18 protein-coding genes are annotated in these 20,916 nt (G+C 66.1%); 5 read left to right on the top strand and 13 right to left on the bottom strand.

The annotated features are described in order from the left end of the window. Positions 1–38: 38 nt before the first annotated feature. The 13 genes from FND50_RS21095 to FND50_RS21155 form a co-directional block, all read right to left on the bottom strand. Positions 39–752, bottom strand: a complete 714-nt coding sequence (locus FND50_RS21095; protein ID WP_144286975.1) for an ABC transporter ATP-binding protein — start codon at positions 750–752, stop codon at positions 39–41. Then, positions 749–3,424 (bottom strand): ABC transporter permease subunit, encoded by a 2,676-nt coding sequence (locus FND50_RS21100; RefSeq protein WP_186301111.1) that lies wholly within the window; start codon positions 3,422–3,424, stop codon positions 749–751. The genes FND50_RS21095 and FND50_RS21100 overlap by 4 nt, the downstream gene beginning before the upstream one ends. A gap of 75 nt (positions 3,425–3,499) precedes the next feature. Next, positions 3,500–5,035 (bottom strand): class I adenylate-forming enzyme family protein, encoded by a 1,536-nt coding sequence (locus FND50_RS21105; RefSeq protein WP_186301112.1) that lies wholly within the window; start codon positions 5,033–5,035, stop codon positions 3,500–3,502. Between the two features lie 17 nt (positions 5,036–5,052). Beyond that, positions 5,053–5,463 (bottom strand): hypothetical protein, encoded by a 411-nt coding sequence (locus FND50_RS21110; RefSeq protein ID WP_144286978.1) that lies wholly within the window; start codon positions 5,461–5,463, stop codon positions 5,053–5,055. 1 nt (position 5,464) lies between these two features. Beyond that, positions 5,465–6,535, bottom strand: coding sequence for a phosphotransferase family protein (locus FND50_RS21115; RefSeq protein ID WP_144286979.1), 1,071 nt, complete (start codon positions 6,533–6,535; stop codon positions 5,465–5,467). 27 nt (positions 6,536–6,562) lie between these two features. After that, positions 6,563–7,369: an SDR family NAD(P)-dependent oxidoreductase gene (locus tag FND50_RS21120; RefSeq protein WP_144286980.1), complete on the bottom strand. Its 807-nt coding sequence runs from the start codon at positions 7,367–7,369 to the stop codon at positions 6,563–6,565. After that, positions 7,366–8,508: an acyl-CoA dehydrogenase family protein gene (locus tag FND50_RS21125; protein ID WP_144286981.1), complete on the bottom strand. Its 1,143-nt coding sequence runs from the start codon at positions 8,506–8,508 to the stop codon at positions 7,366–7,368. Before FND50_RS21125 ends, FND50_RS21120 begins: the two co-directional genes overlap by 4 nt. Positions 8,509–8,511: 3 nt before the next feature. Further along, entirely contained in the window at positions 8,512–10,665 is a 2,154-nt protein-coding gene (locus FND50_RS21130; protein WP_260850587.1) for a 3-hydroxyacyl-CoA dehydrogenase NAD-binding domain-containing protein, read from the bottom strand. A gap of 78 nt (positions 10,666–10,743) precedes the next feature. Continuing rightward, complete coding sequence (locus FND50_RS21135; RefSeq protein WP_144286983.1) at positions 10,744–11,952, bottom strand: acetyl-CoA C-acetyltransferase; 1,209 nt, start codon at positions 11,950–11,952, stop codon at positions 10,744–10,746. A 51-nt stretch (positions 11,953–12,003) separates the two neighbouring features. Continuing rightward, positions 12,004–13,572: an AMP-binding protein gene (locus tag FND50_RS21140; protein ID WP_144286984.1), complete on the bottom strand. Its 1,569-nt coding sequence runs from the start codon at positions 13,570–13,572 to the stop codon at positions 12,004–12,006. 51 nt (positions 13,573–13,623) lie between these two features. Continuing rightward, positions 13,624–14,613: a hypothetical protein gene (locus FND50_RS21145; RefSeq protein ID WP_144286985.1), complete on the bottom strand. Its 990-nt coding sequence runs from the start codon at positions 14,611–14,613 to the stop codon at positions 13,624–13,626. 29 nt (positions 14,614–14,642) lie between these two features. Then, a complete protein-coding gene (locus FND50_RS21150) occupies positions 14,643–15,500 on the bottom strand; it encodes an enoyl-CoA hydratase-related protein (protein WP_144286986.1) in 858 nt (285 codons plus the stop codon). Positions 15,501–15,505: 5 nt separating this feature from the next. After that, a complete protein-coding gene (locus FND50_RS21155) occupies positions 15,506–16,330 on the bottom strand; it encodes an SDR family NAD(P)-dependent oxidoreductase (RefSeq protein ID WP_144286987.1) in 825 nt (274 codons plus the stop codon). A gap of 232 nt (positions 16,331–16,562) precedes the next feature. Here FND50_RS21155 and FND50_RS21160 point away from each other — a divergent pair, with 232 nt between their 5' ends. The 5 genes from FND50_RS21160 to FND50_RS21180 are packed head-to-tail and all read left to right on the top strand — an operon-like array spanning position 16,563 to position 20,724. Further along, positions 16,563–17,747 (top strand): lipid-transfer protein, encoded by a 1,185-nt coding sequence (locus FND50_RS21160; RefSeq protein ID WP_144286988.1) that lies wholly within the window; start codon positions 16,563–16,565, stop codon positions 17,745–17,747. Further along, the gene (locus tag FND50_RS21165; protein WP_144286989.1) at positions 17,747–18,202 is read left to right on the top strand and encodes a MaoC family dehydratase N-terminal domain-containing protein; all 456 of its coding nucleotides are present in this window, start codon (positions 17,747–17,749) and stop codon (positions 18,200–18,202) included. Before FND50_RS21160 ends, FND50_RS21165 begins: the two co-directional genes overlap by 1 nt. After that, complete coding sequence (locus FND50_RS21170) at positions 18,199–18,645, top strand: MaoC/PaaZ C-terminal domain-containing protein (protein ID WP_144286990.1); 447 nt, start codon at positions 18,199–18,201, stop codon at positions 18,643–18,645. The genes FND50_RS21165 and FND50_RS21170 overlap by 4 nt, the downstream gene beginning before the upstream one ends. Before the next feature lie 24 nt (positions 18,646–18,669). Continuing rightward, on the top strand, positions 18,670–19,908 hold the full coding sequence (locus tag FND50_RS21175) for a TetR/AcrR family transcriptional regulator (protein ID WP_144286991.1): 1,239 nt from the start codon (positions 18,670–18,672) through the stop codon (positions 19,906–19,908). Positions 19,909–19,950: 42 nt separating this feature from the next. After that, positions 19,951–20,724 (top strand): SDR family NAD(P)-dependent oxidoreductase, encoded by a 774-nt coding sequence (locus tag FND50_RS21180; RefSeq protein WP_144286992.1) that lies wholly within the window; start codon positions 19,951–19,953, stop codon positions 20,722–20,724. Positions 20,725–20,916: the final 192 nt, after the last annotated feature.

Consider the following 20,916-nt stretch of genomic DNA (forward strand, 5'->3'; position numbering starts at 1 on the left):
AGTGACATCACGGGGAATAATTCGCCGGCACCGTCCAGCTACCCGGAGCCGAGATCGATCCCCAGATACCGGCTCATCAGCTCGTCCTCGTCGAGCGACGACGGATCGATCGGACCCGACACCCGCCCCCGGTCGATCAGATGCACGACATCCGCACTGCCCAGCGCTCGGCCGACGTACTGTTCGACGAGCAGGATGGACTTCCCGGACTTCCGCAGGACACCGACAGCATCGAAGATCCGGTCGATCACCAGCGGCGCCAACCCCATCGACACCTCGTCGAGGACGATCACGGAACTGCGGGGCAGGAAGGCGCGTGCCAGGGCGACCATCTGCTGCTGGCCGCCGGACAGGCTTCCCGCCTTCGCGTCCATGCGCCTGCCGATCTCGGGAAAGGTTTCCAATGCCAGCGCGTACTGGTCGCGGAGAGATCCGTCCACCGCAAGAAGGAGGTTCTCCCGCACGGACAGTCCCGGAAAAATTCCTCGCCCTTCGGGTATCAGGCACATTCCGGCAGCTGCCCGTGTTGCCGGTCGGTGCGCGGTGATGTCCGTTTCCGCGAGTCGAACGGAACCCGAAGTTGGCGTGAGCAAACCACCGATCGCAGCGAGCAAGGTGCTTTTTCCGGCACCGTTCGGACCGAGCAGAGCCACGACCGAACCGGGCTCCACGGTCACGTTTGCGTCCCGCAGCACGGTCAGTTTCCCATAGCCCGCGGACAGTCCGGTCACCTGCAAGGTCGGCGTGGTCATTTGATCTCCTCCAGTTCCCTATCGGACTGCGCATCGTCGACCGGCTCGCCCGTTCCCAGGTACGCCGCCTGCACGACACTCGAGCGGCGCGCATCGCCGGCGGATCCCGAGAAGATGACGCGCCCGAATTCGAGGACGTACACGTCGTCGGACACGCCGAGCACCAGCGAGACATCGTGTTCGACGAGGATCACACCGATTCCGCGTTCGTCGACGACCCGCCGGATCAGCTCGCCCAGCCGTGCCGACTCGTTGTGGTCGAGACCCGCCGAGGGTTCGTCCAGAAGCAGGACCGTGTGTCCGCCTGCCAGACAACGGGCGACCTCGACCAGTCGTCGGGTGCCGGTCGGAAGATTCATCACGTGCTGGTCGGCGATGTCCTCGAGACCACAGGCCGCGAGTGCGGATTCGGTCGCCGACTGGATGTGGTCCCGTTCGGACTTCGGCGACCGAAGGTGGGTGAGCGGGTCGAGCCGGACGGTCCGCCCCTCGGCGCCGACCGACACATTGTCCCGCACCGTCATCGACTCGAACAGCTCGACGGTTTGGAAGGTGCGGCCGATACCCGCACGCGCGCGGGCGGAAGGACTCTTCCCCCGAAGATCGGCACCCCCGAAGGACACCGAACCGCCGACGGTGGCGACCAACCCGGTCACGGCGTTGAACAACGTCGACTTTCCCGCCCCGTTCGGGCCGATCAGACCCGTCACTCGTCCTGGAGTGGAGACGATGTCGGCACCGTCGAGAGCCTTCACGCCACCGAACGTGACGCTGACCTTCGAAACCTCCAGCGCGGCAGGTTCGACCGGCTCGACGTCGAGCGCCGCAGTGCGCGATGCCGGTTCGGTCCGATCATCGCGACGGCACCACCGGTCGACGAGAGACGTCAACCGCACCGGGAGCTGCGCCTGCGGCAGCATGACGAGCGCGATCGCGCTGATCCCGAAGAGCAGTTGTAGGAAGGTTCCCACCTGGGTGCTCGGAAAGTAGCTAGGAATGAGCGTGTACGCCGCCGCGGCGATGACCGCGTTCCACGGCACCGCCGGACCGTTCAGAACGATGATGACGAACACGGTCAGCGAGATGATCGGGGCGTAGCTGTCGGCCGAGATGCTCTGCTGGGCGGAGGCTGCGAGCGCTCCCCCGATCGCAGCGAGGAACGCCGCGATGCAGAAGACCAATACTCGCGTCACCGCCGCGGGGACTCCGTTGGCTTCCGCCGCTCGAGGCGACTGCTTGATGTAGGTCAGCAGTCGGCCCAGCCGGCCGCGTTCGAGTGTAAACACCACGGCCACCGACACGACCGCGATCACCAGGACGAGGTAGTAGTACCCGGTGTCCGACGCGAGATCGACGACCACGGCATCGGGTCGGCGTACCTCGAGACCCGACGACGCGGCCCCGAACAGGAAGTCCTGCGTGTAGAACATCTGCTGCAGGAAGATTCCGAACCCGAACGTCGCGATCGCCAGATACAGCCCACCGAGACGGATCGCCGGTACCGCCAGCACCGCACCGATCGGCACGGCGACCGCACCGGCGAGCAACAGCGCGAGGAGCCACGACATCCCGGTGCTTTGCAACAGGTGCGAGAACGACGCGGCACCGATCGCCATGAACCCGATCTGCGCGAGAGATACCTGACCGGACGTATGCACCAGCAGCGACAGCGACCCGAAGACCAGGATCATTGCCACCGCGACCGTCCAGTCGACCAGATGGATTCCGGCGAAGAGCGGAACGGTCACCAGGAACGCTACGACCAGGGCGCCGCCGGTGGTTTGGAGCCGTAACGGGGCCCTCCACGTCGGCCGGGGATGCACGCGAACCGCGGTCTTGTCGGCGAGGTACCTCTTCGGGAAGAAAAGCAGAACGACGAACAGGATGGCGAAGGGAAGCGCCGCCGGGAGCGAGGCGAGGATGCCGTTCGTCAGCCATCGGGTCGACAGGGCGGCGAGCACACCGACCACCAGACCGCCGGCGAACGTTCCCGGAAGGTTGCTGAAGGTTCCGATCGCCGCGGCCGCATAGGCTGCGACAACCAGCAAGGTCAGCTGGACCGGATCCAAAGGCATGATCGGTGCGAGGAGAACACCGGACAGGGACGCCATCACGGTGCCGAGAATCCACGCCCACCGGCGCACCCGAGTTGCGCTGTGCCCGACAAGCTCGAGCAGGTCAGGGTTCTGCACCACCGCCTTCATGGCGATCCCGGTCCGGGTCCATCGGAGAAACGCCCACAGCCCCGCCGTCGCCAGCACAGCGATCGCGAAGGTCAGGACGTCGTCGTACTGGATGAAGGTGCCGCCCACCTCGATGCGGCCCTTCGGCAGGAACGACGGAACCCGGCGCACCTCCTGCGCACCGAAGATCAGCAGGGTCCCCGCCTGGACGACCAGCAGGATGCCGACGACGCCGGCAATTTGGAGCGGCAGCGTGGCGCCCTGCAGTTTTCGGGCGAGAAACTCCAGGAGCATCCCGACCGCGGGTCCGATGACGCAGACGGTGACGGCCGCCGCGACCGGCCACGCCAGGTCGAGCTGAACGTTGAGCACATAGAACGAGTAGGCGGCGAGAGCAGCCAGCGCGCCGTGCCCGAGGTTGAACACCCCGGAGGTCTTGTAGGTGAGAACGAGACCGACGGCCGCCAGACCGTAGATCGAACCAGCCACCAATCCAATGATGACAAACGAAACAATGTCCACTCTTGCTCCTTGGGCAAGGACGCCGCGGTGAGCGCCGGAGGATCAGTTGATCGCGCGAGCCAGTCCCTGCCAGTAGGGAGCCCGCAAATCGCGCTTGAGCACCTTTCCGACCGCGCTGCGCGGCAGCGAGTCGACGAAGATCACCTCGGCTGGGCACTTGAACCGGGCGAGATTCGCCCGGCAGTGATCGAGGACGTGCTGCTCGGTGAGGTCAGCTCCCGGCCGGGGAACCATGATGGCGATCGGGCTTTCGCCCCATCGCTCGCTCGGCACACCGATGACGGCGACGTCGGCGACGCCTTCCATAGCGAAGAGCACTTCCTCGATCTCTCGGGGGTAGATGTTCTCTCCACCCGAGATGATCATGTCCTTCACCCGGTCCGAGATGTACAGAAAACCGTCGGCGTCGAGGTATCCGGCGTCGCCTGTCCGGAGCCAGCCGCCGTCGAGAGCCGCTCGGGTGGCGTCCTCGAGAGCCCAGTACCCACTCATCAGCTGTGGCCCTCGCACGAGGACCTCGCCGACGGATCCGACCGGGGCGTCTCTGCCGTCCCGCTCCACCACGCGCAACGCGGTTCCGATGACGGGCCGGCCCGCCGACATCAGGATCCCCGGATCCGCACCGAGTGCTCGGTGGTGATCTTCCGGGGCCAGGATCGTTGACACAGCGCATGATTCGGTCATGCCGTACGCCTGCGCGAAATCACACCCGAAGATGCTCATCGCCTTCCTCAGCACTTCCACCGCCATCGGGGCGGAGCCGTAGACCATCAGGTCGAGACCGGTGAAGTCGAGTTCCGCGGTGAGCGGGTCGCCGACCATGTCCTGAATCATCGCCGGGGCCAGGGTGAGAAGCTGGATCCGCAGTTCCGACATCGCGCTGAGCACACTCACCCGGTCGAAGTCGCGGACCACGCGGATCGAGCAGCCACCGGTGGTGTACGCGAGAATCTGCAGCGCCGCCCCGGCGTGGAACAGCGGCATCACGCACAGCGTGCGTTTCCGGTTCGCGTCGAGAGCGAGCTGGATCTGAAACGCGTTGGCGCAGGCGGAGCGGTGGGTCACCATGGCGCCCCTCGGCTTCCCGGTGGTCCCGCTGGTGTACATCTGGTGATAGATCGCCTCGGCCGGCACGTCCCGATCGATGCGGTCGGCCGGATACGCGACCACGTCGTCGGCGAACCTGAGCGGGGAGTTTCTGTCGTCCCGGATGACCGAGGCGGTGACGCCGGGTACGACAGCGGTCAGCGCTTCGGCGTAATCCTCGTGGACGACAGCCAGGGTGCATCGCGCGTCTTCCGCTATGTACTTCCACTCCAGGGGAGCCAACCGGAAGTTGAGAGGCACCGGTACCACTCCGGCCCGCGATGCGCCGAAGTACAGCGCGATCATCTCCAGCGAGTTCCGGTCGAGCATGCAGAACCGATCACCGGGCTGCAGGGCGTCGGCCAGCCAGTTGCCGACCCGATGCGTCCACTCCCGCATCTCGTTCCAGGTCAGGCTTCGATCTCCGTCGCTGACGTAGATCTCGTCCGGGAAGCGGTCGGCCCAGTGGTCCAGCAGTTCGTGGACGCGCATGTTCACCATCCTCCCGATCAGCCGGGCAGGCCGGCGCGCAGGCCGTTCGAAATCTGTTCCTGGACATCCTGTTCCGAGAACTCCAGCACCGATGCGACGACGCTCTCGTCTGGGACACCCTCGCGATAGGCGGTGCGAAGGAGCTCGGAGACTTCACGCCTGCGTCTGCGCAGGGTGTAAACATCGGCGGCCAGCGCGGGGTCGGGTGCGAGCCCAAGTCTTCCTGCCAGCTCCTCCGTGCGTTCGCACGCCTGTCCCAGCCGCGTCTGGTCCCACGCGAGACGGTCCGCAAGGTTGTCGAGCTGCTCGAGCACGCCGGCGAGTTCCAACCGGGCGGGCCCGTCCGGGAGGGCCGGAGCGACGCGCAGGCCGAGTGTGTCGGTGATCGTGCTCAGCAGCATGGTCAGGTCTGTCGAATAGACGGTCACGTCAGTTTCCCCATTCTCCGTCGCGGAGCATCTTCGTCAGCCAGCCGATGCTGTAGTAGACGCTGTGCGCCATGTTCGAATACCGCAGTTCGTCGCGGTCCCCGCGCTTGTACACATCCACGGCCTGCAGGCAGCCCACAGCGGTTTTGACCAAGGATTGGACCGACCACCAGGCGAGTGTCTCGGGGCTCGGCCGCCACCCGCCCGCCCGCTCGTACTCGTCGAGGAACGGCTCGAGTTCAATCAGCTTGCACAGCAGCGGAGACCGGCCCCGCGAGGTGCGCTGCGCGAACCAGGCGATGTCGGCGGTGGGATCGGAGAAGTGAGCGGTCTCCCAATCCAGGACCCCGGAGATCGCTCCGTCCTGAACGACGAGGTTGCCGACCCGGAAATCGTTGTGAACCAGGCTTATCCGGCCTGATACGGCATCGCTGCGATGGTCGAGCCACGCACAGGCCAGATCGAGCACCGGGATCGAGATGTCCGCGACCTCGCGGTACGCACCGGCCCACTTGTCGTTCTCGATCCTGCCCGTATCGGCACCGTCCGGTACGTCCCCGAGCACACTCAACCCCATCGTGCGCGGATCCACGCCGTGCAGACGCGCCATCTCCCGGGCGACCTCCCGCCCGAGTTCCGCGCGCCGGCCGGTGTCCGGGACGAGCCGCGAGACCGTGTTCGGCATCGGAATGATGCCCGGCACCTTCTCCATCACGAAGAACCCACGCTCACCACCTGTCTCACCGCGATGTGCGATCACCGCCGGAACCCGCATCCCGGTGCGCGCCGCCGCCTCGAGCAACGCCACCTCCCGGTTCACGTCGTAGTCACCGATGATGCCGCTGACCGGTTGGCGCTTGACCGCGAAGGTGTCGGTGTGGGGGTCGCCGGCAGCGGTCCACTCCGCGGTGACCAGATAGGTTTCCCACGAATTGCCCTCTCCGCGCTGGTCGATGTCGGTCAATCGCACGGTCCCGCCGGCGGACAACGCAGCATCCAGTGATGCGGTCAGCTCAGCGAAGAAATCGTCGTGCTCGGTCGTAGGTGTGTCTGCCTCGGCCACGGTCGTCACGGAAACCTCACTCGTATATGTCGGTCGTCAGAAGATGGTCGGATTCGGGCCGCCGCCGTCGACGACCAGATGCTGGCCGGTCACGTAGCCGGAGTCCGGCGATACCAGGAACGTCACCGTGCCTGCGACGTCCTCCGGTCGACAGACCCGCCCGAACGGCGAGTCGGCGTCGAGATCACCGATGTCGGCCCCCCGCGAAGCCGAAACCAGCCGCTTACCCATATCGGTGGCGATGAGACCGGGCGCGACGATATTGGCGTGGATGCCGTAGCGGCGTTCCTCACGCGCGAGGGTGCGCACACACATCTCCATCGCGGCCTTCGCCATCGTGTACGGCGCGGAGTTGGGCGGTGCGGACAGCGTGGTGTTGGACGAGATCATCACGATGTCGCCTCGTCCCACCTCACCCGCGGCCGCCTTGCGCATATCCGGCAGCACCTGCTGGATAAGCCCGATCGGACCGAACGCATGCACCTGCATGAGCTGGAGATAGTCGGCATACGGGGTCGACGCCACATCCTGGCCGCGACTGGCCGAGCCGGCATTGCTCACGATCAGATCGATCGGACCGAGGTCGGACCGGATCGCCACCACCATGTCCGCGACCGCGGCCTCGTCGGCGATCGACGCGCGATACGCCGCGGCGCGGCCTCCCGCTGCCACGATCTGCTCGACCACCTCGTCGGCGGCCGCCGCATCGCGCCGGTAGTTCACCGCCACCGCGGCGCCGTCCCGGGCCAGTCGCAGCGCGACGGCCCGGCCGACGCCACGCGAACCACCCGTGACGAGTGCGGTACGCCCGGCAAGCGGAGCCGCACCCGGTGCGTTGCTCATCGGGCCACCACCGCACGGCCGACCAGATCCTTCATCACTTCGTTCGCTCCTCCGTAGATCCGCTGGATGCGCGCGTCGCGCCAGATCCGCGCGATCGGGTATTCCTCCATGTAGCCGTAGCCGCCGAACAACTGCAGGCACCGGTCGACCACGTCCCACTGCAGTTCGGTGGCCTTGTACTTGGCGCCCGCGGCGTCGTCCGCGGTGAGGTCACCACGGCCCAGTGCTTCCACACATCCGTCGACGTAGTGCTGGAGGACCTGGACGTCGGTATGCATCTCCGCGATCGCCATCCGCACCGACTGCAGATCCGCCAGCGGTGCACCGAAGGCCACCCGGGAGCGGACGTGATCGAGCGCGAGGCCCAGTGCGTGTGCGGCGGACGCGACCCCGGACACCGCGATCGACAGCCGCTCGCGCGGCAGATTCGCGATCGCCGAACCGAATCCGCGACCGGGCTCACCGACGATGTTCGCGACGGGCACCCGGCAGTCGGTGAACACCAACTCCGCGGTGTCCTGGGCCTTGCGGCCGATCTTGTGCATCGGCCGACCGCGTTCGAATCCCGGTGTTCCGTTCTCGACGACGACGAACGATGTCCCGCGGCCGTCCCGCTCGCCCGTCCGCACCAGCACGATCGCCAGGTCGCAGGTCGCGCCGCTGGTGATGAACGTCTTAGTGCCGTTGATGATCAGATCGTCGCCGTCGCGAACCGCGCTCGTCCGGATCGACGCCAGATCCGAGCCGGCACCGGGCTCGGTCATACCGAGCGCCGTCACGCATTCACCCCGAGTGAACTTCGGGAGCCAGCGCTGCTTCTGCTCGTCGGTCGTGAGGTCGCGCAGATACGGGACGATGATGTCGTTCTGCATGCTGAAGGTGTCGCCGGCCATGCCGGAGCGCACGACCTCCTCGGTCATCACCGCGTTGTAGCGGAAATCCGAGATTCCGAGTCCGCCGAACTCCGGATCGAATTCGAAACCGACGAAACCGGATTCGGCTGCCGCGGTGATGAAATCCCGGTCGACGGTCCCAGCCTGTTCCCACTTATCGACGTTCGGCACCGCCTCCCGGTCGAGCAGCGCGCGAAACGCGGACCGGAACGCTTCGTGTTCCGGGGTGTAGAGGGATCTGCGCACGTCTCAGCCCTCCAACAGTGACGCGGGCGGGGTGAACCGCGGCCCGTAGGCGTCGGCGAGTTCCTGCGCGCGGCGCACGAACGCCTCGGTGCCACCGGGGTATCCCGCGACGAACTGGCTGGTGCCACCGGTCCAGGTCGGGAATCCGATACCCAGCAGCGACCCGACGTTCGCATCGGCGGTCGAGCGCAGAATCTCGTCCTCGTGGCAGCGCACCGTCTCAAGTACCTCGGCGAACAACAGGCGATCACGCAGCTCGGTCAGGTCGGCGCGTTCCCCGGTGACCGGGAAGCGTTCGGCAAGGCCCGGCCACAGCGCACCGCGGCGGCCGTCCGGGTACTCGTAGAAGCCACCGCCCGCCACCCGGCTGGGCCGGCCCAGTTCCTCGACCATCGCGGTGAGCACCGCGTCGCCCGGATGGTCGGCGAGCTCGGCACCCTGCTGTTGCGCGACCTCGCGGAACTGACCGCGGATCTTCAGCGGCAACGACAGGGTCAGTTCGTCGAGCAACGCGAGAGTGCCGACGGGGTAACCGGCCTGCAGTGATGCCTGCTCGATCGACTGCGGGTCGACGCCCTCACCGATCATCGCGGCCGCCTCCACGAGCCGCTGCAGGATGACCCGGCTGGTGAAGAAGCCGCGTCCGTCTCCGACGACGATCGGGGTCTTGCGCATCTGCAGCGCGATGTCGAAGGCCTTCGCGAGGGTCGCATCGCTGGTCTTGTCGCCGACGATGATCTCGATGAGTTCCATCCGGTCGACGGGCGAGAAGAAGTGCAGTCCGATGAAGTCGTCGGGTCGCGGAAGTTCGCTCGCCAGATCGGTGATGGGGAGGGTGGAGGTGTTGGAGGCGAGCACGGCGTCCGGGGCCACCACATCGAGTACCTCGGCGAAGACCTTCCGTTTGAGGTCCGGATCCTCGAACACCGCTTCGATCACCAGGTCGGCGCCGGTGAGGTCGGCGACCGATGCGGTCGGGGTGATGAGGTTCAGGATCGCATCGGCGTCCTCCCGGGTGCGCTTCCCGGCATCGACCTGCTTGCCCAGCACCTTGCGGGCATAGTCCTTGCCACGTTCCGCGGCGGCGGAATCGACGTCCTTGAGCGCCACCCGCATTCCGACGAGAGCACACGACAGGGCCACGCCGGCGCCCATCATGCCCGCACCGAGTACGGCGGCGAAGTTCGCGCGGTGGACGGGGAAGCCTTCCGGGCGGCTCGCGCCGGACTTGATGGTCTGCTTGTCGAAGAACGTGCCCTGGATGATGTTCTTCGAGACGGGGCCGGTGGCCAGTTCGACGAAGTACCGGGTCTCGACCGCGGACGCGGTGTCGAAGTCGACCTGGGTGCTCTCGACGGCCGCGGCGAGGATGTTGGCGGGGGCGGGCATCGGTGCGCCCTTGTGGCGGGCGCGCAGCATGCCGCTGCGCAACGGCAGCATCGACTCGATCTCGGGGGTGTGCGCGGTCCCGCCCGGGATGGGCACGCCCCGATCCCACGGCTGGGCAGCACCCGGGTTGGCCGAGATCCATTCCGTCGCAGCCGCGATCAGCGAGTCGGCGTCGGGGACGATGCGGTCGATCAGTCCGAGTTCGAGCGCGTCCTGGACCCGGTACGCAGTTCCGGGCAGCAGGACCTTGTCGAGTGCGACGTCCAGGCCGAGCAGGCGCACGGTGCGCACCACGCCACCACCACCCGGCAGCAGACCGAGGGTGACCTCGGGAAGCCCGATCCGCAGCGCCGGCGAGTCGACGGCGATGCGGTGGTGGCATGCGAGCGCGATCTCGTAGCCGCCGCCGAGCGCGCTGCCGCCGAGTGCGGCGACCACGGGGACACCGAGAGTCTCGAGCCGACGCAACATGGCCTTGGCGCCGTCCGCGAATGCGGTGAGCTCGCCGGCCTGCTCGGGCGTCGTCGCGAGCAGGTCGCCGAGATCACCACCGGCGAAGAAGGTCTTCTTGGCGGAGGTGAGGATCACGCCCGTCAGGTCGGACCCGAGGGCCGCGAGCCGGTCGAGAGCTGCCGACAGGGATGCGGACCACGCCGCGGTCATCGTATTGACCGACTGCGTGGGATCGTCGAAAGTCAGGACAACGACTCCGGATTCGGTCTGTCCCCAGGTGATGGTCTCGGTGGTGGTGGTGTCTGCGGTGCTCACGGCGCTGGCCTCGCTCATGGTGCGGTCACGACTCTCTCGGTGCGATGTAGGTCGGGGGGAAATGTCGGTCACGTGCACTCACAACCGCTCGACGATCGTTGCGATACCCATGCCACCGCCGACGCACAGCGTGACCAGTCCGCGGCGCAGATCACGACGCTCGAGTTCGTCGACCATCGTCGAGATCAGCATCGCGCCGGTCGCGCCGAGCGGATGTCCCATGGCGATGGCGCCACCGTTGACATTGACCTTCTCGTGCGGAAGATCGAGGTCTCGCATGAAGCGCAGCGCGACCGAGGAGAAGGCCTCGTTGATCTCGAACAGATCGATGTCGTCGACGCTCAGTCCGGCGACCTCGAGAGCCTTGCGGCTCGCCGGGGCCGGACCGGTCAGCATGATCATGGGGTCGGAGCCGCTCACCGCACCCGCGACGATGCGGGCGCGCGGCGTGAGGCCGAGTTCGGTGCCGATCTGCTCGTTTCCGAGTGCGACGAGCGCGGCGCCGTCGACGATGCCCGACGAGTTGCCGCCGGTGTGCACGTGATCGATCCGCTCGACCCAGTGGTACTTCTGCAACGCGACCGCGTCGAAACCAGCGGCATCGAGTCCGGCGAACGCGGGCTTGATTTTGCCGAGCGACTCGAGGGTCGTACCCCGGCGGATGTGCTCGTCGTGGTCGAGGATTGTCTGCCCGTTCCGGTCGAGCACCGGCACGATCGAGCGCGCGAATCGGCCCTCGTCCCATGCCGTCGCGGCACGGCGCTGCGATTCGACCGCGAACGCGTCGACGTCCTCGCGGGTGAAACCCTCGAGCGTCGCGATGAGGTCGGCACCGATGCCCTGCGGAACGAACCCGGTGGTCAGGTTGGTCTCCGGGTCGTTGGCCCACGCGCCGCCGTCCGATCCCATCGGAACGCGGGACATGCTTTCGACACCGCCGGCGAGGACGAGCGACTCCCACCCCGATGCCACCTTCTGTGACGCGGTGTTGACGGCCTCGAGACCGGACGCGCAGAAGCGGTTCATCTGCACACCGGCCACGGTCTCGGGCAGGCCGGCGGCGATCGCCGCGGTACGCGCGATGTCGGCACCCTGGTCGCGCAGCGGCCCGACCACGCCGAGGATCAGGTCGTCCACGCGCTTGGGGTCGAGACTCGGGTTGCGGTCCTGAAGCGCATGCAGCAGACCGACGACGAGGGAGATGGGCTTGACGCCGTGCAAGGCTCCACCTCGTCCGCGACCTCGCGGGGTGCGGAAGGCGTCGTACACGTACACGTCATGGGGCATTTCGAATCCTGTTCTCGAGGGGATGCGCGGCGCGTCGGTAGATGCCGGGCGTCAGGCGCGCGGTGCTGCGGCGTCCGCGGTCGTCCAGTACGCGTCGCGGAGCGTTTTCTTGTAGAGCTTGCCGGTGGGCAGTCTCGGCATTTCGTCGATGAAGTCGAACGATCTGGGACACTTGAACTTTGCGAGATTATCGCGGCAGAACTGGTTCAGTTCGGACACCAGGTCGAGATCGGCCTGTGCCGGGTCGACGGCCTGGATCACGGCCTTGACGGCCTCGCCGAAGTCCTCGTCCGGAACTCCGAAAACAGCGGCGTCCATTACCTTCGGATGCGTGACGAGCAGGTTCTCGATCTCCTGAGGATAGATGTTCACCCCGCCGGAGATGATGACGAATGCCTGGCGATCGGTGAGGTAGAGAAATCCGTCCTCGTCGAGATAGCCGATATCGCCGATCTTGGACATCGTGCCGGTGGGGTCCTTGGCCTCGGACGTCTTGCCGGGATCGTTGAAATATTCGAAGCCGCTGCCCTCACCGCGGAACCAGACGGTTCCGGCGACACCGGGAGGGCACTCGTTGCCGTCGTCGTCGAGGATCACCGGCTCGCCCATGAACGGCCTGCCGACGGTTCCCCTGTGCGCCAGCCATTCTTCGGGGGTGCATCCACACATGCCGTTGGCCTCGGTGCCGCCGTAGTACTCGTAGACGACCGGGCCCCACCAGTCGAGCATGGCCTCTTTCACTGCAACGGGGCACGGGGCAGCGCCGTGTACGACCACCTCGAGCGAGGACACGTCGCGGGCGCGTTTCTCAGGAGGCAGTTTGAGCATCCGCGAGAACATCGTCGGAACGACCATCGAGTGTGTGATGGAGTGCTGCTCGACGAGTTCGAGGTACAGCTCGGCGTCGAACTTCTCCATCACCACGATGGTGGCCCCCAGACGCAGGCCGATCGCGACCGTCGACTGCGGACCCGAGTGGTACAACGGAGCCGGTGAGAGGAACCGCATCCCCTCGCGCAGGTGGAACAGCTTGCGGCCGAAGTCCTCGATCGCCAAGATCTCGCCCGGATGCGCGTCGGGCAGCGCACGCTTGATCGCCTTGGGCCGGCCCGTCGTTCCCGACGAGTAGAACATCGGTGTGCCGAGCCGCTCGTTCTCGCCGGGTTCCGTCCCGTATCCGGCGACCGCCGCGCAGTAGGACTCGTACGGTCCGGTCAGGGCGGCCGAACCCGCCTCGGCGTCGACCATGAGCCAGCGTGTCACCCTCGGACACAGGTCGGGGAACTCCTGTGCAACAGACGATTTTGCCTTCGTTGTGATGACGAGCCGGGACTGTGAGTCGTCGATGATATACGCAGCTTCGGCCGCGGACAGGAACGAATTGACCGGCGTGTAGAACAGCCCCGAGCGCTCGGCCGCGGACATCGCCACGATCATCTCGATATTGTTCTCCATGAACAACGCAATGTGGTCACCCGGACCCAGCCTTTCCGAGCGGAGCAGAGCGGCCAGTTGGTTGGCACGCGCGTCGAGGTCTGCGTAGGTCAGGACCTCACCGCTGGGGGCCATGATGATTGCTGGACGATCGGGATGTTCGATGGCATAGCGCCCGGGATACATGACGAAGCTCCTCAGAGACGGGTGGATGAGAAACGAACTGGCGGAGTATGTTCAGGCGCGGATCGGGCGCAGGAACTCCGCGACGGCCCAACCGCCATGCCCCTCGGCCAGGTCGACGGTCATCTGAGCCATCCGGACCGCACGGTCCTCGGTACGCTGGGTGACCGGTACGAAGTGCCGGATCGCCCCGTCGACGACGATCGTCGGCAATCCCTCTGCGGTGATGATGCCGACATGGCGTCCGTCGTAGCGGGATTCACCCGCGTAGTCGGTGTGCACCGTGTAGTCGGTAATCGGGTGCGCCACGTTGTCGGTGGTGAGCACCGCGCCGGCGGACACCCGGATGCCGGACTTCTCGTATTCACCGTACGCACTGAACGCGGTACCGTCCGCGAGCCAGCCGGCCAGCCACTCGCCTGTGTACGACGCCCACTCCCGCGGACCCCACGAGTGGTCGCGGAACGAGGTGACCTTGTCGAGCGTCCAGGTGCGGCCACCGACCCGGATGGCGCCCGAAAGGTGCCCGAACTGCTCGTAGTGGTCGCTGGCGATGACGGAACTTCCCGGCGTGCAGTCGCCGTCGCCGTCGCCGTTGATGACGAACATCGGGCTGGACGCCTCATAGGTCAGCGAGATCTCGCATTCCTCCGACGGCGCATTCTTGAGCGCGATGCGTCCGTTCTCCGCCATCAACGACGGATGTACCACGCGAGCAACGGTATTGCGATAGTTGATCTCCGCTGTCCGCGTGGGTTCCTTGATGACGATCTCGAGTCCCTGACCGGAGAAGCTGTCGTTCGTCTCACACGGAGTCCGCCCCGCCCGGAACGCGATGGCGCCGCCGGGCATGGTCAACTGCACCGAGGTCTCGCTGTACCCGAGGTTCGGCCGGTTACCGATCCGGACGAGACCGCCGAGCTGAGAGATCGGGTCGACAAAGTTGAAGTAGACGCTCTCGTTGAAATTGGGGATGCCGGCGAAATCGTGCGTTCCCTCCGCATCGGCGCCGTACTTGCACACGGTGAACGGTTCGGTCGTCATAGCACTCCTCGGTTCGATCAGCTTCGGATTCAGAATTTTTCGGCGGGTGATGGGTCCAGTGGCGGGAAGACCGCCGGTCGGCGCTCGAGGAACGACAGGATTCCTTCGCGCGCATCTTCCGAGTCGACTCGTCCGGCGTAGGTCCGGGACTCGTCCGCCGCTGCCGGACCTGGATGCGCGTGCTGCCACCCCGAGGTGAGGAGCCGCTTGGACAGCGCTACCGAGGTCGGCGACGTGTCGTGGACGAACTGGTCCGCGTACGCCCTGGCAGTCGGCATCACCTGGTCTGCGGGCACGACGCGGGTGAGATATCCCGCCGCGTAAGCCTCGGCGGCGTCGAAGACTCGACCCGACAGGATCCAGTCGGTTGCGCGCCCGACCCCGACGAGCCGGGGCAGGAACCACGACGACGCACCCTCGGGGACCACGCCTCGCCGGGTGAAGACGAATCCGAATCGTGCGTCTTGGCTGGCAATGCGCATATCCATCGCCGCGGCGATCGTCGCGCCACCGCCGATCGCGTGCCCGTTGAGGGCCGCGATCACGGGTTTCTGCATCGCGAAGAGCCGTTCGCTGATTCGGCCCGCGGGTTCGCGGTAGCCGGTGGGGGTGTGTCCGTCGGTGTCCTCGACCAAAGCCCGGGAGAGGGTTTCCGGACCGTCCAGTGCGGCGCCGACGGAAAACGCGTCTCCGGCACCGGTGACGATCACGGCCCGAACCTCGGGGTCGCGGTCGGCGCGATCGAGGATGCGCAGCAGGTCGACGAGCATTCGCACGCGCATCCCGTTGCGGCGCTCGGGGGCATCGAGAGTCACGACCGCCACGCCGGCCGACACCTCGTAGCGAACGTCCTCGTAACCCCGTGCCTCGTCCTCGTACACGGACATGTCCGTCACAGTCCCCCGCCGCATACCAGGACCTGGCCGGTGATGTAGCTCGACTCGGGGCTGCACAGCAGGTAAACGGCGCCGGCAGCTTCTTCGACAGTGCCGGCCCGGCCGAGGGCGATCTGCTTGGTGGCCGCGTCCATCACCGCAGGGTCGACGCCGACCTTGATGTCGCGGTCCTCGACCTTGATGGTCTTCGCCTCGGTGGTCACCGACGTCAGACGCGTGTTGACCACGCCGTACGCGACCGCGTTGGAGGTTACGTTGTAGCGGCCCCACTCCTTGGCGATGGTCTTGGTCAGGCCGACCATGCCTGCCTTTGCAGACGAGTAGTTCGCCTGGCCGGGGTTGCCCAGCAGTCCCGAGGTGGACGAGATGTTCACGACCTTCCGGCACCGGACGGCACCAGACTCGCGCTCACGCTTCACAGCCGCGCTGATGACCGGTTGAGCTGCGCGCAGGATGCGGAACGGCGCCGTCAGGTGCACGTCGACGATGTCCGCCCATTGCTGGTCGGTCATCTTCTGGATCACGTTGTCCCAGGTGTAACCGGCGTTGTTGACGATGATGTCGATCCCGCCGAAGTTGTCCACCGCGGTGGCGACGAAGCGATCGGCGAATTCCGGGTCGGTGACGCTTCCGACACACGCGACGGCCTGTCCGCCGAGAGCTTCGATCTCTGCAACCACTTCCTTGGCGGGTTCGGCGTCGAGATCGTTGACCACGACCCGCGCTCCTTCGGATGCCAGCTTCACCGCGACGGCGCGCCCGATGCCGCGGCCTGATCCGGATACCAACGCCACCGTGCCCTGCAGTTTCTGGACGCTCACGTGCTTCCTCCTGAGATGTTTGCGCCGAGCGCTCGACCGCCGGTCGCGGCGGCGTCGTCGCGCCAAAAGTCGTGTTGTGACCTCAGTCACTGGGGTGAATACTAACTTCACCCACTTCGGGAGTCAATGGTGACCTTTATCTGGGTTTTTAGAATGATTGTTAATCGCCAATATGTATAGTTCTCATGGGTCCGACCTACAAAACAACCACTTCGAACGAAAGGCAGGCCCCATGAGGAACGTCTGCATCAGCGGCGTCGGAATGATGCCGTTCACCAAACCCGGCAAGAGCGAGACATACGATCGGATGGGCGCCGCGGCAGCAACAGCGGCCTTGAAGGACGCCGGTCTCGAATACACCGACGTCGAGCAAGCTTTCGTCGGCTACGTCTACGGCGACTCGACGTCGGGGCAGAACGCTCTCTACGACATCGGATTGACCGGCATCCCGGTCGTCAACGTCAACAACAACTGCTCGACCGGGTCGAGCGCTCTGTGGCTCGCACGCCAGACCGTGGCGTCGGGTGCCGCGGAATGCGTTCTCGCACTGGGCTTCGAACAGATGCAGCCCGGTGCCCTCGTCAACGCGTACAGTGATCGTCCGAGCCCCACCGCGCGCGGCGAGAACATCGCCGCGTCGATGCCCGGCGGCGACGAGAACGCCCCCATGGCCGCGAAGATGTTCGGCGGAGCCGGCCTCGAATACATGGTGCGTTACGGCGTTTCCGCCGAGGTGTTCGGACGCGTGTCGGTCAAGGCGCGGTCGCACGCAGCCCGGAACCCGCTCGCCGTGTTCCGCGATCCGATCGACCTCGACACCGTGATGTCCTCGAAGCACATCTGGGGACCGCTGACGCTCCTGATGTGCTGCCCACCCACCAACGGCGCGGCCGCCGCCATCGTGTGCAGCGAAGAGTTCGCCCGCGCCCGTGGACTGGACGCAAGCGTCCGCATTCGCGCCCAGTCGATGGTTACCGACCTGACCGGCACGTTCGACACCACCGACATGATGAAGGTCGCCGGATACGACATGACGGCCAAGGCATCGGCCGAGGTGTACGAACAGTCCGGCGTCGACCCGCTCGACATCCCCGTCGTGGAACTGCACGACTGCTTCAGCACCAACGAGGTGATCACGTACGAGGGCCTCGGGCTCACCCCTGAGGGGACCGCGGAGAAGTTCGTGCTCGACGGCGACAACACCTACGGCGGGCGGGTCGTGACCAATCCGTCCGGTGGTCTTCTCTCCAAGGGACATCCCCTCGGCGCCACCGGATTGGCGCAGTGCGCCGAATTGGTGTGGCACCTGCGCGGGCAAGCCGGTCTGCGACAGGTCGAAGGAGCGCGAATCGCGTTGCAGCACAATCTCGGACTCGGCGGCGCCTGCGTCGTCACGATGTACGAGAAGGTGTCCTGATGTCACTCGACCATGCAATCCTCGACGTCATCGTGCCGCCGATCGTCGTCGACGTCGAACGCGGGCGGATCCGGCAGTTCTCCGTCGCGATCGGCGAGGAGAATCCGATCTACCGCGACCGCGACGCCGCCGTCGCAGCCGGCCACCCGGATGTGCTCGCACCCCCTACGTTCCTCTTCGGACTCGAACTCGAGAATTCGGGTGTCTTCGCGGATCTTGCGGCCCACGGTGTCGACCTCGGCAATGTCCTTCACGGCGAGCAACGGTTCCGCTACTTCGCCGATGTCCACGCCGGCGAGCGTGTGACCTTCGAATCCGCCTACGTCGACGCCTACACCAAGGCCGGTGGCGCCCTCGACTTCCTGGTACGACGAAGCGCAGTGTCCCGGGACGACATCCTCGTTGCGGAACTCGAGAGCGTCAGTGTCATCAAGAACCCTGGGAGCAAGCCGTGAACTCATCTACATCGACCGTCACCGAAGCCGTACCGGAGTTGCGGCCGGGCGCCGTGACCCGCACGACCCTGGCGTTGTTCGCCGGCGCATCCGGCGATCACAATCCGATCCACATCGACATCGACTCCGCACGCGCTTCCGGCGTCGACGACGTCTTCGCACACGGCATGCTGTCGATGGCCTATCTCGGACGTCTACTCACCGACTGGGTACCCCAGAGCCGCATCCGAGAGCTGTCTGCACGGTTCACGGCGATCACCCCGATCCTCGCTGAACCTGTGTTGACGGCCGAAGTCAAGGAGATCGTGACAGTCGACGGCGAACGACGCGCCCGTCTGGACCTGACCGTGGAGCTCACCGATGGAACCCGGACGCTGACCGGCACCGCGGTGGTGGCATGGTCCGATCCCGACTCGCCCGGGGATGCGACACTGGTTCCATGATCGATCCGAGCGGGAAGAACTGAAATGTCACGATCGACAGCGGCACATACTGACGCCGGAGCGGTCGCAACGCCGGCACCTACGCGCGGGAGCGCTCGAATAGAGCAGATTGCACGGGCCGCCGCGATCCTCTTCCAAGAATTGGGCTATCAGAACGTCAGCATCGATCAGATCGGCGCAGCCGTCGGCCTGACGGGTCCCGCTGTCTACCGGCATTTCAAAGGCAAGCACGGCATTCTGGTGCACGCACTGAGGAGCCAAGTTCGACTCGTGGACGAACTCAGCGAACGCGCGGACGAGAACGGCTCGACGGCGCAGGAACAACTGGACCTGTTCCTCGACGGACTCGCCGATCTCAGCGCGAACGGCGATGAGGCGACGTTGTGGCGGCGCGAGCAGCGGCATCTCGAGCCGGCCGAGCGTGAAGAATTCCGGAAGCACTTCACCAAGAACCAGGCCCGCATCGCCGCCAAGATCACGGCGACAGACCCCTCGGTCGACGCGCACAAGGCAGAACTACTCGGGTTCGCGGTCCTGGGGATCTACTCGAATACGCCCGACATCCGCGGCGGCCTGCCGGTGGATCGGCTGATCGAGATTCAATCGGCCCTGGCCAGGTCGATCCTCGGTTGCAGCCTCCCCGACTCCGACCCTGGTGCAGGTCCGGCGCCACGTCTCGTTCACCGAAAGCCTGCCGGCCGCCGCGAACGGATCATCGACGCCTCAGCCAAGTTGTTCGACGAACGCGGGTTCTACGACGTGCGCATCGACGACATCGCCAAGGCTTCGGAAATGTCCGTGGCCACGTTGTATCAACATGTGACCGGCAAGGCTCAGGTGCTCCGCGCAGTACTGGAGCGCGGGGCGGAAGGCCTTCTCTACGTGACCGCCGACGCTCTTGCCCAGGCAACCACACCAGCGGATGTACTCGATGCGCTGATCCGCACCTACATCCGGCAGGCCTTGGGTGTGCACGGACGGATCATGCACATCCTGGCCAGCGACCTGCTGTACCTGTCCGACGAGGAGCAGTCGGCCCTCCGTGAGACTCAGCGTGAGTACGTCGCCGAGTGGGTCGACGTGATCTGCACACTCGCCGAACAATTGACTCCCGCGGATGCGCGCGCTCTCGCCCAGGCCGCGATCGGTGTGATCGCGGACGTCGTCCAATATCCGGAGCTCCGGGAACGACCCGGCATCGCAGAGGAACTGTCGGCATTGGCGCACGCCATGGTCCTTCCGAGCGGCCTCCGGGCCCCATGACCACATGACCCCCCAACTCCCTCCCAGAAGGGCACGAAGATTATGTCCCCAACCGATACGCGCTGCGCGGTCGTCGTAGGTGGAGCCTCAGGCATCGGCGCCGCAATAGCGCGGGCGCTGGCCGTCGACGGCGCACTCGTCACCGTGGCCGATCGCAACATCGCCATGGCAAGAGAACTCGCCGCCGAACTCGGGCCACCGCACGACGCCCTAGAGGTGAACGTGACGGACGAGAGCTCGGTACAGGATCTGTTCGCAACCGCCCACGCACGACGCGGCAGGCTCGACATCGCCGTAAACAGTGCCGGACTCAGCGTCGCCGGTTCCGTCACCGATCTCCCAGTCGACAAGTTCCGTCTCGTCGTCGACGTCTGTCTCACCGGCGCGTTCCTGGTGGTCAAGCACGCAGCCCGGGCGATGGACGACGGCGGGGTGATCATTTCCCTGTCCTCGCTCAACGCGCGGCAACCCGGTACCGGAATGAGCGCGTACTGTTCGGCCAAGGCCGGGCTGGCGATGCTCACCGAGGTCGCTGCACTCGAGTTGGCCCCCCGCGGGATCCGCGTCAACGCCATCGCACCTGGCATCGTCATGACACCGCTCACCACACCCTCGATGTCCGTTCCCGGAGTCGAGGACGACTACCTTGCCAACACGCCTCTCGGCCGCTCCGGCACGCCGGAAGAGATCGCGGAGGCCGCCGTCTACATGACGCACGCGTCGTGGCTCACGGGCGAGAGTCTCGACCTGAACGGCGGGGCCCACCTGGTGAAGTACCCGGACCTGCTCGCACATTTCCGCCCGGCCACCGCCTGACACTGCCCGGTCGTGCACGGACCTTCGCCGTGCACGGACCTTCGCCGTGCACACGTCCCCTTTCCGCTCCGGTCGGCGTCGGCGCCGACCGGCAGCCGTTCGAGGGTTCGTCGTGCACGGCGGTCGGCGAAACCACCTCGCAATACCGGCAGTCGATCAGAGTTACCACTAACATTGGGTGCCCTAAGGCGC

Source organism: Rhodococcus sp. WB9 (assembly GCF_007558985.1).
Taxonomy (GTDB): Bacteria; Actinomycetota; Actinomycetes; order Mycobacteriales; family Mycobacteriaceae; genus Rhodococcus_F; species Rhodococcus_F opacus.